This window comes from Amycolatopsis sp. NPDC104863 (assembly GCF_055582965.1).
This window is the reverse complement of record NZ_JBVJOW010000001.1, coordinates 1,108,080-1,122,290: the sequence shown is the minus strand read 5'-3', so window position 1 is coordinate 1,122,290 and position 14,211 is coordinate 1,108,080. Positions and strand designations below refer to the sequence as shown.

Annotated in this window: 13 protein-coding genes; 9 read left to right on the top strand and 4 right to left on the bottom strand. The window is 72.1% G+C overall.

Features of this window, described 5'->3' with window-relative positions:
- Positions 1–60 precede the first annotated feature (60 nt).
- From ACZ63J_RS04935 to ACZ63J_RS04925, 3 genes are all read left to right on the top strand, one after another.
- Complete coding sequence (locus ACZ63J_RS04935) at positions 61–2,358, top strand: beta-xylosidase/alpha-l-arabinosidase (protein WP_465399693.1); 2,298 nt, start codon at positions 61–63, stop codon at positions 2,356–2,358.
- Complete coding sequence (locus ACZ63J_RS04930; protein ID WP_465399694.1) at positions 2,355–3,578, top strand: SGNH/GDSL hydrolase family protein; 1,224 nt, start codon at positions 2,355–2,357, stop codon at positions 3,576–3,578. Before ACZ63J_RS04935 ends, ACZ63J_RS04930 begins: the two co-directional genes overlap by 4 nt.
- 226 nt (positions 3,579–3,804) lie before the next feature.
- A complete protein-coding gene (locus ACZ63J_RS04925; RefSeq protein WP_465399695.1) occupies positions 3,805–4,557 on the top strand; it encodes an Asp23/Gls24 family envelope stress response protein in 753 nt (250 codons plus the stop codon).
- Positions 4,558–4,802: 245 nt separating this feature from the next.
- Here ACZ63J_RS04925 and ACZ63J_RS04920 read toward each other — a convergent pair whose 3' ends face one another.
- The 3 genes from ACZ63J_RS04920 to ACZ63J_RS04910 form a co-directional block, all read right to left on the bottom strand.
- Positions 4,803–5,846, bottom strand: a complete 1,044-nt coding sequence (locus ACZ63J_RS04920) for an alcohol dehydrogenase catalytic domain-containing protein (RefSeq protein WP_465399988.1) — start codon at positions 5,844–5,846, stop codon at positions 4,803–4,805.
- A gap of 102 nt (positions 5,847–5,948) precedes the next feature.
- Positions 5,949–6,359 (bottom strand): cupin domain-containing protein, encoded by a 411-nt coding sequence (locus ACZ63J_RS04915; RefSeq protein ID WP_465399696.1) that lies wholly within the window; start codon positions 6,357–6,359, stop codon positions 5,949–5,951.
- A gap of 10 nt (positions 6,360–6,369) precedes the next feature.
- Positions 6,370–6,945, bottom strand: coding sequence for a TetR/AcrR family transcriptional regulator (locus ACZ63J_RS04910; RefSeq protein ID WP_465399697.1), 576 nt, complete (start codon positions 6,943–6,945; stop codon positions 6,370–6,372).
- A gap of 54 nt (positions 6,946–6,999) precedes the next feature.
- Here ACZ63J_RS04910 and ACZ63J_RS04905 point away from each other — a divergent pair, with 54 nt between their 5' ends.
- Positions 7,000–8,058, top strand: a complete 1,059-nt coding sequence (locus ACZ63J_RS04905; protein ID WP_465399698.1) for an amidohydrolase family protein — start codon at positions 7,000–7,002, stop codon at positions 8,056–8,058.
- Here ACZ63J_RS04905 and ACZ63J_RS04900 read toward each other — a convergent pair.
- Entirely contained in the window at positions 8,055–8,642 is a 588-nt protein-coding gene (locus tag ACZ63J_RS04900; RefSeq protein WP_465304423.1) for a TetR/AcrR family transcriptional regulator, read from the bottom strand. The genes ACZ63J_RS04905 and ACZ63J_RS04900 overlap by 4 nt on opposite strands.
- Before the next feature lie 94 nt (positions 8,643–8,736).
- Here ACZ63J_RS04900 and ACZ63J_RS04895 point away from each other — a divergent pair, with 94 nt between their 5' ends.
- The 5 genes from ACZ63J_RS04895 to ACZ63J_RS04875 are packed head-to-tail and all read left to right on the top strand — an operon-like array spanning position 8,737 to position 14,116.
- Positions 8,737–10,032, top strand: a complete 1,296-nt coding sequence (locus ACZ63J_RS04895) for a cytochrome P450 (RefSeq protein ID WP_465399699.1) — start codon at positions 8,737–8,739, stop codon at positions 10,030–10,032.
- The gene (locus ACZ63J_RS04890) at positions 10,029–10,919 is read left to right on the top strand and encodes an alpha/beta fold hydrolase (protein WP_465304419.1); all 891 of its coding nucleotides are present in this window, start codon (positions 10,029–10,031) and stop codon (positions 10,917–10,919) included. Before ACZ63J_RS04895 ends, ACZ63J_RS04890 begins: the two co-directional genes overlap by 4 nt.
- Positions 10,903–11,745 carry an SDR family NAD(P)-dependent oxidoreductase gene (locus ACZ63J_RS04885; protein ID WP_465399700.1) on the top strand — a complete coding sequence of 281 codons (843 nt, stop codon included), beginning with the start codon at positions 10,903–10,905 and terminating at the stop codon, positions 11,743–11,745. The genes ACZ63J_RS04890 and ACZ63J_RS04885 overlap by 17 nt, the downstream gene beginning before the upstream one ends.
- 1 nt (position 11,746) lies before the next feature.
- Positions 11,747–13,222: a flavin-containing monooxygenase gene (locus tag ACZ63J_RS04880; protein WP_465399701.1), complete on the top strand. Its 1,476-nt coding sequence runs from the start codon at positions 11,747–11,749 to the stop codon at positions 13,220–13,222.
- A 27-nt stretch (positions 13,223–13,249) separates the two neighbouring features.
- Positions 13,250–14,116: an NAD(+)/NADH kinase gene (locus tag ACZ63J_RS04875; RefSeq protein ID WP_465340411.1), complete on the top strand. Its 867-nt coding sequence runs from the start codon at positions 13,250–13,252 to the stop codon at positions 14,114–14,116.
- Positions 14,117–14,211: the final 95 nt, after the last annotated feature.

Sequence of the window (14,211 nt, the reverse complement as noted above, 5' to 3'; positions counted from 1 at the left end):
GGCCGGGGGCTCCGCCACCCGGAACCCCCGAAAGCCTCTCTTGAAGAAGGGCGGAAAGCCTTGACCACGCAGCCTGCGACGGCTCCCGAGCCGTGGCGCGACCCCGCGGCCGACCCGGCCGAGCGCGTCCGCGCCCTGATGGCCAGGATGACCCTCCGCGAGAAGATCGCCCAGCTCTACGGCGTCTGGGTCGGCATCGACTCCGGCGGGGAGATGGCGCCGCACCAGCACGACTTCGTGGACGCCTCGATCGATCTCGACGACCTGGCCCGCCACGGCATCGGGCAGCTGACCCGCGCCTTCGGCACCCGCCCGGTCGACCCGGTGATCGGCGCGCGCAGCCTCGCCCGCACCCAGCGGCAGATCGTCGCGAGCAGCCGGTACGGGATTCCCGCCGTGGTGCACGAAGAATGCCTGACCGGGCTGGCCGCGTGGCAGGCGACGATCTACCCCGCGCCGCTGTCCTGGGGTGCGACGTTCGACCCGGACCTCGTCCGCCGGATGGCCGCGCGGATCGGCGAAACGATGCGCGGGCTGGGGGTGCACCAGGGGCTCGCGCCGGTGCTCGACGTCGCGCGCGACCTGCGCTGGGGCCGCGTCGAGGAGACGATCGGCGAGGACCCGTACCTGGTCGGCACGATCGGCAGCGCCTACGTCGCGGGTCTCGAATCGGCCGGCGTCGTCGCGACTCTGAAGCACTTCGTCGGCTACTCCGCTTCGCGTGCCGGCCGCAACCTCGCACCGGTTTCGGCGGGGCCACGCGAAATCGCCGACGTCCTGCTGCCGCCGTTCGAGCAGGCGCTGCGCGCGGGCGCCCGCTCGGTGATGAACACCTACACCGACATCGACGGCGTGCCCGGCGCCGCCGACCCGGCACTGCTGACCGAACTGCTGCGGGACACCTACGGCTTCACCGGCACCGTGGTGTCCGACTACTTCTCCGTGGCGTTCCTGCACCGGCTGCACGGGGTCGCGGCCGACCGCGCCGACGCCGCCGGGCAGGCGCTGACCGCGGGCATCGACGTCGAACTCCCGACCATGGACTGCTACGGCGAGCCGCTGCTCGCCGCGGTGGAAGGGGGCGCGGTCGACGCCGCCGTCGTCGACCGCGCCCTCGAGCGGGTGCTGCGGCAGAAGTGCGAGCTGGGGCTGCTCGACGCGGACTGGGCGCCGGACGTGCCCGAGGAGATCAACCTCGACGACGACGCGTCGCGGTCACTGGCGCGCGAAGTGGCCGAAGAGTCGATCGTGCTGCTGCACAACGACGGGACGCTGCCGCTCTCCCCCGGCGGCCGGCTCGCCGTGGTCGGCCCCCGCGCCGACGCCCCCGGCGCGATGCTGGGCTGCTACTCGTTTCCGCTGCACGTCGGTGTCCACCACCCCGACGTCCCGTTCGGCGTCTCGGTGCCGACCGTGCTGGAAGCGCTGCGCTCGTCGCACGACGTCGCGTACGCGCTGGGCTGCCCGGTGACCGGCGGGGACGACGACGCGATCGCGGAAGCGGTGGCGGCGTGCGCTTCCGCTTCGGTCTGCGTGGCCGTGCTGGGCGACCGGGCCGGGCTGTTCGGCGGCGGGACGTCCGGCGAAGGCTGCGACGCGGCCGACCTGCGGCTGCCCGGCCGGCAGGAGGAGCTGCTGGAAGCGTTGCTGGCCACCGGCACCCCGGTGGTCGTCGTCCTGCTTTCCGGACGGCCGTACGAGCTCTCGCGGCAGATCTCCCGGCTGGCCGCGGTGGTCTGCGGCTTCTACGCCGGTGAGGAGGGCGCCGCGGCCCTGGCCGGTGTCCTCGAAGGACGGATCAACCCCTCGGGCCGGCTGCCGGTGAGCTTCCCGGCGGCCGGCGCGAGCCAGCCGTCGACCTACCTCGCGGCGCCGCTGGGCCGGCGCAGCGAGGTGAGCACGGTCGACCCGTCCGCGCTGTTCCCGTTCGGCCACGGGCTCTCCTACGCGCCGGCGACCTGGCTGGACGTCAGCGCGACGGGCTCGGTGTGGCCGACGGACGGGGTGTGCCGCGTGCGCGTGACCCTGCGCAACGACCACTCGCGGGAGACCACGGAAGTGGTCCAGGTGTACCTGCACGACCCGGTCGCCGAGGTCGCGCGGCCCGAGCGTCAGCTGATCGCGGCCCGCCGGGTCACCCTGGCCGCCGGGGCGACTTCCGTGCTGGAGATCGGTTTGCACGCCGACCTGACGTCGTACACGGGCCGCGCGGGCCGGCGCCAGGTCGACCCCGGCGACGTCGAGCTGCGGGTGGGGACCTCGAGCGAGCAGATCGTGACGACGTTGCACTGCACGCTGACCGGCCCGCGCCGTCTCGTCGGCTTCGACCGGGTGCTCTCCCCGGAGTTCTCCGGGTGAGACGGCCACTGCTGATCCTGCTCTTGGCCGTCCTGACAGCGCTGTTCGTGGGCGCTTCGGGCCGTCCGCCGTCGTTGCGCTGGGTCGCGACCTGGACCTCGATGCCGCAGCTGACGGAACCGTCGAACCTGCCTCCGGTGCCGTTCACGGGTGTTGACCGCGTTTTCGAAAACGCTTCCTTGCGCCAAACCGCGCACGTGTCGGCGGGCGGGCCGCGGATCCGCCTGCGCTTCTCGAACGCCTTCGGCGGCGCTCCCCTGCCGCTGACCGCCGTCACGGTGGCGCGTCCCGTCGACGGCCGGGCCGGGGTGTCCGGCGTGGTGCCGGGCAGTGTGCTCCCGGTGACGTTCCACGGAAAGCCGTCGACGACGGTCCCGGCGGGCGCGCAGGTCGTGTCGGACCCGCTGCCGTTCCCGGTGCGCGCGTTCGAAAACGTCACGGTGACGGCGTATCTGGCCACGGGACAGGGTTCGCTGTTGATCACATCGCACCCGGGCTCACGGACGACGTCCTATCTGATGTCCGGCAACCAGGTGGCTTCACTCGAGCTGCCCGGCGCGACGCCGGTGGACCACTGGTACTTCCTGAGCGGCATCGAGGTGCTGTCCCCGGCGTCGGCGGCGGCGGTGATCGGCGACTCCCTCTCGGACGGCCGCGGTTCGACGACCAACGGCAACGACCGCTGGCCGGACGTCCTGGCCGCACGGGTGCCGACGGCGATCGTGAACCAGGCGGCGGGCGGCAACCGGGTGCTGCAGGACGGCCTGGGCCCGAACGTCCTGGCCCGCCTGGATCGTGACCTGCTCGCCCAGAGCGGAGTCTCGCGGGCGATCGTGTTCGAGGGCGTGAACGACCTCGGCACCGCGCCCCCGGCGGCGGCAGCCCGGACGGCGTCGGACCTGATCGACGCGTACGACCAGATCCTGGTCCGAGCCCACGCGGCCGGAATCCAGGTCTACGGCGCGACGCTCACACCGTTCGGCGGCAACGAAGGCTACGACGCACCCGAGCGTGAGGCGGCCCGGACGTCGGTCAACGCATGGATCCGCGGCGACGGCCACTTCGACGCGGTGCTGGACTTCGACCGGGTGGTCCGTGATCCGGCGGCGCCTTCGCGGCTGCTGCCGGCGTACGACGTGGGTGATCATCTCCACCTCAACCCGGCCGGATACCGGGCGCTGGGTTCGAGCGTGCCGGCCCGGCTGTTCGAGGAACGCTGACATAACACTGTGGACTGGCCGGGCGAGGGACAACTCCGGGACAACAACGGGCCACCGCGGTAGCTGATCGCTGATCGCGACCTGACGCACAGTGAGCGCGTTATCCGTTGGGACACAAGCAAGTCTCGATGCGGGGGCCGCTGATCGAAAGCCGGGCGATGCCCCTATCATTTCGCCCGTCTGCTCGTCCCCCCACCCGAAGTCGTCGCTCCCGGAAAGGGAAAACATGTCCGACGTCATCAACAGCATCTTCGGCCGCCCCAAGAACGAAACCGCCGGTTCCGGCGGGTACGGCTACAGCTCCCCCGAACCGGTCGCCACCGAGACCGCCGTCGTCGAGCCCGCCACCGAGGAAACGGAATCCGCTCCCGAGACGGCTTCGGCCGAGGAAATCGTCGAGACCGACGCGGCCGACGGTGACCTGACCGAGAACGACGACACCGAAGAGGCCGAGGACAGCGCCGAGGCGGTCGAGACCGAGGACTCCGCTGAGGACGAGGACTCGGCCGAGTCCGACGAGGACGCCGTCGTGGAAGAGGACGAGGACACCGACGAGGTCGCCGAGCCGGTCGTGGTGACGGCCGAGAGCGACGAGGACACCGCCGAAGAAGCCGAGGAGACCGAGCCGGCCGTGACCGAGGAAGCGGTCACCGAGCCGGAGGCCGCGGAATCCCGCCAGGCGGCCGGAACCCGCGGCAGCACGACGGTCGCGGACGGCGTCGTGACCAAGATCGTCACGAAGGTCACGGCGAAGGCCGAAGGCGTCCACGCCCTCGACGAGTCCGGCATCCTGGTCGACATCCTGGACGACGTCGCCACGATCACGGTCGCGGTGGTCCTCGAGTTCGGGCGCTCGGTCAAGACGGTGGCGGAGCAGATCCGCATCAAGGTGATCGAGGCGGTCGAGCAGTACCTGGGCCTCGAGGTCGCCTTGGTGGACGTCCACATCACCGACATCCACTTCCCCGACGCCGACTGACGCTTCCCCCGCGGCTCCGGCCGAGACCGGAGCCGCGGGACGGCTCAACGCCGTACGACGTGCCGCACCAGCTCCAGCTCGTCCAACAGGCCCGCCGCCAGTAGTGCCGGAGCGGCGCCGACAACCGTGGACCATCACCGCACGCTCGCCCAGTTCGACTTACGTGTGGGAGAACGGCTCCAGCGACGGAAATCCGCTTGTCCTCCTCCACAGCACCGTCGACGACCGGATCCTGCGGGCCCCACTCAGGGAGTGATGACCACCTTCAGCGCCGAGTTCGCCGCCGCGTTGGCGAACACCTCGTACGCCTCGTCCATCTGAGCGAACGTGAACCGGTGGGTTCCCATGCGCTCGGCCGGGATGCGGCCCGAGGACACCATCTTCAGCAGCGTCGGGATCGACACCGTGTCGACCAGGCCCATCGTGAGCGTCAGGTTCTGGATCCACATCTCCTGCATCGGCAGCTCGACCGGCACCCCGTGCACGCCGATGTTCGCGATGCGGCCGCCCGGGCGGACCAGCGATGCCGCCGTCAGGAGGGTCTCCGGGTAGCCCACCGCCTCGATCGAGACGTCCACGCCGAGGCCGTCGGTCAGGGCCTGGACGTCGGACAGGACGCCGGGGCCGGCTTCGAACGCGTCCGTCGCGCCGAACTCCAGGGCCTTCTCCAGGCGGAACTTGTTGGAGTCGACCGCGATCACCTTCGACGCGCCCCACAGGCCCGTGGTCAGGATCGCCGCCAGGCCGACCGCGCCCGCGCCGACCACCGCCACCGTGTCGCCCGGGCGGACGCGGCCGGCCAGGACGCCCACCTCGTAGCCCGTCGGCAGCGAGTCGGCCAGGAAGATCGCCTGCTCGTTCGTGACGTCGTCAGGTACCGCGTAGAGCGACGTGTCCGCGTAGGGCACGCGCACCAGCTCGGCCTGCGTGCCGTCGATGAGGTGGCCGAAGATCCAGCCGATCCCGCCGACCGTCTGGCAGTGGGACGGCATCCCGCGGCCGCAGTACTCACAACGCCCGCACTGGGTGATGGCCGGGACGAGCACCCGGTCGCCGACCGCGAAGGCGCGGACCGCGTCGCCCACCGCCGTCACCGTGCCGACCGCCTCGTGGCCGAGGATCCGGCCGTCGGTGACCGCGGCGACGTCGCCCTGCAGGATGTGGAGGTCGGTGCCGCAGATCGTCGTTGTGTCGACGCGCACCACGACGTCGGTGGGCTCCTGGACGGTGGCGTCCGGGACGTCTTCCCAGGCCTTCGCGCCCGGACCGTGGTAGACCAGCGCCTTCATCGTCGCCTCCGGCGTGCCGCCCGGCATCGGCGTCCGGGCACGGCCGCCCACCGACGGTAGGACCGCCACCGCCGTCCGGCTGTCGCAATTCGAGACAGCGGCTCAGGTGTTGCGGGCCATGAAGGTCTTCGCGTCCCCGGCCGAAGGGTCGACGAACACGATGTCGTCCGGGCGGCGGCGCGGCACGTCGATCGCCAGCACCACCAGCGGCTCGGAGGCCACCACCGGGAAGCCGTGGACCTTCCGCCGCTCGAAGCACAGGAACATCCCCGGCCGCGCCTCGAACTCCTCGCCGTCGAGGTGGAACGTGCCGCCGCCGCTGAGGACGTACAGGTGCTCGTCGCACTCCTCGTGGTAGTGCAGCGGAACCTCGCGGTAGATCCGGAAGATCCGCGCGCTCGCCGACGGCTTGTCGACGAAGTACTTGTCCACCAGCATCGTCGTCGCGGTGGCCGGCAGGGCCGCGGCTTCGGCGTGGACGTCGAACACGCTCTGGCTGTTGTCGCTTTCCATGAACCGCAACCTACCGCCGGTACAGCGGCAGCAGGACCTCGTCGACGATCGCCTCGACCTCCGCCGCCGGCACGGCGCCGGTCTCGATGTGCTCGACGATGACCAGGCGCGGCCCGACCGCGGCCGACCGCGCGGTGACCGCCGAAGGCCGCGCCTCCCCGCGCGAGACGGCTTCCGCGAGCACCGCCACGATCAGCTCCTGACGCGGGCGCAGCACCAGCGCCCGGATGCGCTCGAACAGCTCCGGGTGCCGGTCCCGCTGCGTGATCAGCGGCCGCAGCGCCCGGCCGTGCGGCTCGTCGAGCACCCGGGCCAGCCCGCCGAGCAGCACCACGAGGTCACCGCGCAGCGAGCCGGTGCGCGGCGGCGGAGTCTGTTCGAACCCGGCGACCGGGTCGGTGAGCGCCGCGAGCACGAGGTCCGCCGGCGCCGACCAGCGCCGGTAGAGCGCGGCCTTCCCGGTGCCGGCGCGGGCGGCGATCTTCTCGAAGCTCAGCTCTTCGAACGACGTCGAGGCCAGCTCGGCCAGTGTCGTCTCGTAGATCGCCCGCACGAGCGCGTCACCCCGCCGCCGCGTCGCCGTCATCGTCCGCTCCTTCCGCTATAGTGAACAGTATCGTTCCTTAACGTGGGAGTGTCCATGACCAAGACCGCCATCACCGACGTCCGGGTGTTCGACGGCGCCGGGCTCACCGAGCCGCGGACCGTCGTGATCGACGGTGCCGTCCTCGGCACCGATCCCTCCGGCGCGCGGACGGTCGACGGCGAAGGGCACGTCCTGCTGCCCGGGCTCATCGACGCCCACATCCACCTCGACAGCCGCGACAACCTGGAGCGGCTGACCCGGCACGGCGTCACGACCGCCCTCGACATGGCCACGGCGGACATCGAGCTCCTCACGTCCCTGCGGAACCAGCCCGGGCTCACCGACATCCGCAGCGCCGGGCTGCCCGCGATCGGCCCGGGTGGACCCCACGCCCGCGTGCTCGGCCTGCCCGCCGAGGCCATCGTCACCGATCCCGCCCGGGCCGCGGAGTTCGTCGCGGCGCGGGTGTCCGCCGGGTCCGACTACCTCAAGATCGTCCTGGAAGCGCCGGGAGACGGCGGGCCCGAGCTGCCCGCCGCCCGGGCGCTGGTCGAGGCCGCGCACGAAGCCGGGCTGCGGGTGGTCGCGCACGCCGCTTCGGCCGGGGCGTACACGATGGCTTTGGACGCGGGCGCCGACATCCTGACCCACGCGCCGCTCGGCGCTCCCGTCGCAGCCGACGACGTCGAACGTGCGGTCGCCGCGGAGCGGGTGGTCGTCCCGACCCTGGTCATGATGCAGGGCCTGGCGTCCGGGTTCGGCTCACCGGAGGCGTACACCGGCGCGCGGCTGTCCGTGGGCGAGCTGTACCGCGCGGGTGTGCCGATCCTCGCGGGCACGGACTCCCACACCCAGCCCGGCCTGCCTTCCCAGGTGGCGCACGGCGAAAGCCTGCACACCGAGCTGACCCTGCTCGTCGAGGCGGGCCTGTCCACAGTGGACGCGCTGCGGGCGGCCACCGAGCTGCCCGCCCGAAACTTCGGCCTCACCGACCGGGGCCGCATCGAGCCGGGCCTGCGCGCCGACCTGGTCCTCGTCGAAGGCGACCCGGTCGCGGACATCCACGCCACCCGCGCGATCACCCGCGTCTGGTGCGCGGGCGTCGAGCACTAGGCCGGGCCCAGCAACGCCAGGGACGCCCGGACCGCCACCTCGGTGACGTCGCCGGCGCGGCCGCCGTCCTCGACCGTCGTGGCGATCAGCTCGCGCAGGCCGCCCAGGAGCATGATCGCCAGCTGCCGGGACGGCGGGCTGATCCCCGCCGCGCGCAGCTCGGGTGTGTCGGTCAGCCGGTGCGTCATCGCGATGAACCCTTCCATCGCGTCGCGCTGCAGTTCGCGGGCCGGGGCGCCGAGGGCCGGGACGTCGCGGATCCAGCTCAGCGTGATCGCCGGTTCGGACTCCGCGCAGGCGATCCACGCCTCGATCGCCTGCCGCACCTGGTCGGCCCACGGGGCCTGCGGGTCCACGGCTTCGGAGATCTGGCGGATCATCTCGCGGTTGGCGTCGGCCAGCAGCGCGACGAGGCATTCTTCCTTGCCGGCGAAGTGTTCGTAGAAGGTCCGGCGGGACGTGCGGGCCTGGCGCACGATGTCGGCGACCGTCGTGTCGCGGAAGCCGTCCGCGGTGATGGCCGCGGCGAGGCCGTCGAGCAGCCGCTGCCGGAACCCGCCGGCCACGGGAGCCGTTGTCGTCACCGTCGTCACGCTATACCCCTCCTCTTGAAATCGAATGGTACACCGGCGTACCGTACCGACGGTACGTTCGCGTACCACCTTTCCGGGAGGGTCGATGACGACCATGACGAGGCCGGTGGCGCTGCCGCCGGGCCCCACCGCACCGCGCGCCGTCCAGGGCGCCTACGCGCTGACGTTCCCGCTGCGCGGCATGCGCCGCCTGCGGGCACGCTACGGCGACGCCTTCACGGTGAACGTGCCGATCTTCGGCAACGCCGTCGTGATCAGCGGCCCCGCCGAGATCAAGCAGCTGTTCACCTCCGGGCCGGAGCTGGTCGACAACCTCGAGGTCAACCTCGGGCGGGTGCTCGGCCCGCGGTCGATGTTCGCCCTGTCCGGCGACGAGCACAAACGGCAGCGCAAGCTGCTGGTGCCGCCGTTCCACGGCCGCCGGCTCGCCGCGTACGAAAAGATCGTCGAGGAAGAAACCGTCCGGGAGCTGGAAACCTGGCCCGAAGGCCGCGCGTTCGCGACGCTGCCGTCGATGATGCGGATCACCCTCAACGCCATCCTCCGCGCGGTGTTCGGGGCTGAAGGGGCCGAGTTCGCCGAACTGCGCGAACTGCTCCCGCCGTTCGTCACCCTGGGCTCGCGGCTGGCGGTCGCGCCGATCCCGAAGAAGGGCCGGTTCAACCCCTGGCGCCGCTTCGAAGCGATGCGCCGCGAGTACGACACGATCGTCGACCGGCTGATCGCGAAGGCGCGCCCGGACGGCGACGACGTCCTCTCGATGATGCTGCAGACCCGCTACGACGACGGGTCCGGGCTGAGCCGCGACGAGATCGCCGACCAGCTGCTCACCCTGCTCACCGCCGGGCACGAGACCACCGCGACCACGCTGGCCTGGGCCGTCGAACGCCTCCGCCGTCACCCCGCGCTCCTGAAGGAGCTGGAAGAGGCGACGGACGGGAAGCTCCTCGACGCGACGATCCTCGAGGTCCAGCGCGCCCGCCCGGTCATCGACCTCACCGCCCGGCAGGTCAAGCAGGACGGCTTCCAGCTCGGCCGGTGGACACTGCCGAAGGGCTACAACGTGCTGGTCAGCATCGCGCTGATCCACGACGACGACGCGGTCTTCCCGCACGCGGCCACCTTCGACCCGCACCGCTTCGCCGGCGCGCGCCCGGACCTCTACCAGTGGATCCCGTTCGGCGGTGGCACCCGCCGGTGTCTCGGGGCCGCGTTCGCGACCATGGAGATGTCCGTCGTCCTGCGCACCCTGCTGCGGGACTTCACGCTCGTTCCGACGGCGGAGCCGGACGAACGCTGGCACTCCCGGGGCGTCGCGTACGCCCCGGCCAAGGGCGGCCGCGCGGTCGTGCGCCGCCGGAGCACCGGAGGAGATTCGTGACCGAACAGATCGCCGACGCCGGCCGGGGGATTTCCCTGGCCTGCGAACGGATCGGGGACGCCGGCGCCGAGCCGGTCGTGCTCGTCGCCGGGCTGGGCCAGCAGCTGCACAGCTGGCCGGACGCGTTCTGCGCCCGGCTCGCCGAGCGCGGCTTCGAGGTGATCCGGTTCGACAACCGCGACGCGGGCCGCTCGACACACCCGCGGTTCCGGCCGGCGAGCCTGCCCGCGATGCTGGCCGGCCGCTTCCCGCCGGAGCAGTACGACCTGACCGACCTGGCGGCCGACACCGTCGGGTTGCTCGACGCCCTGGACATCGAGACCGCCCACATCGCCGGCGTGTCGATGGGCGGCATGATCTCGCAGACGGTCGCGGCGCTGCACGCCGAGCGCGTCCGGACCCTGACGTCGATCATGTCGACGACCGGCTCCCGGCTGATCGGCCGCCCGGCGTTCTCGACGCTGCGGCTGATGGGCGCGAAGCCGCCGAAGTCGCGTGAAGAGGCGATCGAAAGCGCCGTGACGATGTTCCGGCACATCGGCTCGCACGGCTTCCCCTTCGACGAGCCGTGGGTCCGCGAGACGGCCGGGACGGGCTGGGACCGCGACCCGACGGCGGGCGGCGTGGGCCGTCAGCTCGGCGCGATCCTCAAGTCCGGCAACCGGACGGCGTGGCTGAAGCGGATCACCGCGCCCACGCTGGTGATCCACGGCGACCGTGACCGGATGGTCCACCCGACCGGCGGCGCGGCCACCGCGCGGGCGATTCGCGGCGCCCGCCTCGAAACCGTCCCCGGCATGGGTCACGACCTGCCCGAAGGCGCATGGCCGACCGTCCTCGACCTCATCGACAAGCACGTGAGGAGCAGCGATGTCACGGCCCCGTAGCATCAGCGGCCGGCCGGTGGTGATCACCGGCGCCGCGTCCGGCATCGGCCGGGCCCTGGCCACGCGGCTCTCGCGGCTCGGCTCGCCGGTGGCCCTCGCCGACGTCGACGAGGACGGGCTCAAGGCCACCGCCGCGGCCCTGCACGGCAAGGTGCTCACCCGCGTCCTCGACGTCCGCGACGCCGCCGACCAGCTCCGGTTCGCCGAAGAGGTGCGCGAGTGGCTCCCGGCGCCGCTCGCCGCGGTGTTCAACAACGCCGGCGTCGCGGTGACCTCGACCGTGCTCGACGCCGTCCCCGAGGACGACGACTGGCTGCACGACATCAACTTCCACGGCGTGGTGCACGGGACGCGGGCGTTCCTGCCGATCCTCGTCGAGCAGGGCGAAGGCGCGATCGTGAACACCTCCAGCGTCTACGGCCTGCTCGGGGTGGCCCACCAGAGCGCCTACTGCGCGGCGAAGTTCGCCGTCCGCGGGTTCACCGAGTCGCTGCGCCAGGAGCTGCGCGGCTCGGCGGTCCGCGCGATCACCGTGCACCCGGGCGGCATCACGACCAACATCGCGCGCAACGCCCGGATGCGGCAGGACCCCGAAGGCCTGGGCCGCACGAAGGAGCAGATGGCCGCGCAGTTCGAGGCCGTCACGATGACGTCGCCGGACAAGGCGGCGGAGGTCATCCACACCGGCGTCGACCGCGGGAAGGCCCGCATCCTCGTCGGGCCCGACGCTCGGCTCTTCGACGCGCTCGCGCGTGTCACCCCCACCCACTACAACGCCGTGCTTTCGCTCCTGCTGAAGCGCCTGCGGCGAACGGAGGCCGCCTGAGATGACCGACCACGTCGACGTGCTGATCGTCGGCGCCGGGTTGTCCGGCGTCGGCGCGGCCCACCACCTGCGGACGGCGTTCCCGCGCCGCACGTACACGATCCTCGAGGCCCGTGACGCCATCGGCGGCACCTGGGACCTCTTCCGCTACCCCGGCGTGCGGTCCGACTCGGACATGCAGACGCTCGGGTACCGGTTCCGGCCGTGGACCAGTGACAAGGCCATCGCGGACGGGCCGTCGATCCTGCAGTATGTGCGCGACACCGCAACCGAGGCCGGGACCGACCGGCACATCCGGTTCGGGCACAAGGTCGTCCGCGCGGAATGGTCCACAGAGGACGCACTGTGGACGGTCGACGCCGTGCACGACGGCGAGCCCGTGACCCTCACCGCGAAGTTCCTCTACCTGTGCAGCGGGTACTACGACTACGCGGGCGGCCACACGCCGGAGTTCCCGGGGCTGGAGCGGTTCGGCGGCACCGTCGTGCACCCGCAGCACTGGCCCGAGGACCTCGACTACACCGGCAAGAAGGTCGTCGTGATCGGCAGCGGCGCGACCGCGGTCACGCTGGTCCCGGCGATGACCGACCGCGCGGAGCACGTGACGATGCTGCAGCGCTCCCCCACCTACATCCTTTCGCTGCCGTCGGAAGACGCGCTGGCCAACCGGCTGCGCGGGCTGCTGGGCGCGAAGCTGGCGTACCCGATCGCGCGCTGGAAGAACGTCGCCGTGAGCACGCTGATCTACCAGCTCAGCCGGCGCCGCCCGGGCGTGGTCAAGGCGATGATCCGCAAGGCGGCGATGAAGCAGCTGCCGCCGGGGTACGCCGTCGACACGCACTTCAAGCCGCGGTACCAGCCGTGGGACCAGCGGCTCTGCCTGGTGCCGGACGGCGACCTCTTCCGCTCGATCAAGCGTGGTGACGCCTCGATCGTCACCGACCGGATCGCCGCCTTCACCGAGCGGGGAGTCCGCCTCGAATCGGGTGACGAGCTCGAAGCCGACGTCGTCGTCACCGCCACCGGGCTGAAGCTGCTCGCGTTCGGCGGCATCGAGCTCGTGGTCGACGGCGAGCCGGTGAAGCTGCCGGAAACCATGGCGTACAAGGGGATGATGCTCAGCGGCGTGCCGAACTTCGTGTTCACGATCGGGTACACGAACGCGTCGTGGACGCTGAAGGCCGACCTCGTCGGCGAGTATTTCGTGCGGCTGCTGCGTCACCTCGACCGGCAGGGCTTCGACCAGTGCGTGCCGGTCAACGACGACCCGGCCGTCACCGAGCGGCCGCTGCTGGACTTCGACGCGGGGTACGTGCTGCGGTCGATCGACGAGTTCCCGAAGGCCGGGTCGCGGGCGCCGTGGACGCTCGGCATGAGCTACGCGCACGACGTCGTCAAGCTCCGGCACGGCCGGATCGACGACGGCGCGCTCCGGTTCTCGCGGCGCGGGGCGGGAGCGGGCAGACTGGGCGCATGACGCTCGCTCCCGACTCGGCCCGCTGACATGCACTCCGCGGGCCTGGTCCTGCATCCCCGCCGCGACTCCGCGGCCGCCGTCGACGCCGTGCTCGGCTGGGCGGGCAACCGGAACATCGAGATCCTCGGCATCGCCGACGAGATCGTCCGGCTCAACTGCGCGGCGATCGGGGTGACCCCCGAGGAGCTCGGCCGCCGCTCCGACCTGGTGGTCAGCCTCGGCGGCGACGGCACGATGCTGCGCGCCATGCGGCTGGCCGACGGGCAGCGCGCGCCGGTGCTCGGGGTGAACCTCGGCAAGCTCGGCTTCCTCGCCGAGGTCGACGTCCCCGACCTGCCCGGCGCGCTCTCGGCCATCGACGACCACCAGTTCACGGTGGAGCCGCGGCTGGCCGTGGACGCCGTGCTGGAGGGCCGGAAGATCACGGCGTTCAACGACATCGCCGTGGTCCGCGTGCCCGGCGACGGCAGCGCGGTGGTCGCGGTGCGCGTCGGCGGCCAGCCGTTCGTGAGCTACTCGGCCGACGCGGTGGTCGTCGCGACCCCGACCGGCTCGACGGCGTACAGCTTCTCCGCGGGCGGGCCGATCACCAGCCCGGCGGTGGAGGCGCTGCTGGTCACGCCCGCGGCACCGCACTCGGCGTACAGCCGCGGGGTGGTGCTGTCGGTGCACGACGAGGTGTCGCTGGAGATCCTGCCGACCAGCGGGCGGCTGGCGGTGGAGGTCGACGGCCAGGTCGCGGGCTACGTCTCCCCCGGCGACCGCCTCGACCTGCGCGGCCGGCCCAGCGCCGCCCGGGTCGTCCGGCTCGGGATGACGACGTTCTACCAGCGGGCGCGGCGCAAGCTGCGGCTGACGGACTCGGCGGAGATCCCGCAGGACGGCGAGCACTGAGGCCTGCGTCACATCTCGGCCGGGCTTCACACTGGTCACGGAACGGTCACGGTAGCGTCCGCGGCTTGCGCCTGAACCAGCCGAGCCGTCCCGGA

Bases quoted from the DNA above. Each gene is read 5' to 3' on its own strand.
- ACZ63J_RS04925 (WP_465399695.1), top strand. From the start codon at position 3,805: ATGTCCGACGTCATCAACAGCATCTTCGGCCGCCCCAAGAACGAAACC.
- ACZ63J_RS04920 (WP_465399988.1), bottom strand. From the start codon at position 5,846: ATGAAGGCGCTGGTCTACCACGGTCCGGGCGCGAAGGCCTGGGAAGAC.
- ACZ63J_RS04915 (WP_465399696.1), bottom strand. From the start codon at position 6,359: ATGGAAAGCGACAACAGCCAGAGCGTGTTCGACGTCCACGCCGAAGCC.
- ACZ63J_RS04910 (WP_465399697.1), bottom strand. From the start codon at position 6,945: ATGACGGCGACGCGGCGGCGGGGTGACGCGCTCGTGCGGGCGATCTAC.
- ACZ63J_RS04905 (WP_465399698.1), top strand. From the start codon at position 7,000: ATGACCAAGACCGCCATCACCGACGTCCGGGTGTTCGACGGCGCCGGG.
- ACZ63J_RS04895 (WP_465399699.1), top strand. From the start codon at position 8,737: ATGACGACCATGACGAGGCCGGTGGCGCTGCCGCCGGGCCCCACCGCA.
- ACZ63J_RS04885 (WP_465399700.1), top strand. From the start codon at position 10,903: ATGTCACGGCCCCGTAGCATCAGCGGCCGGCCGGTGGTGATCACCGGC.
- ACZ63J_RS04880 (WP_465399701.1), top strand. From the start codon at position 11,747: ATGACCGACCACGTCGACGTGCTGATCGTCGGCGCCGGGTTGTCCGGC.
- ACZ63J_RS04875 (WP_465340411.1), top strand. From the start codon at position 13,250: ATGCACTCCGCGGGCCTGGTCCTGCATCCCCGCCGCGACTCCGCGGCC.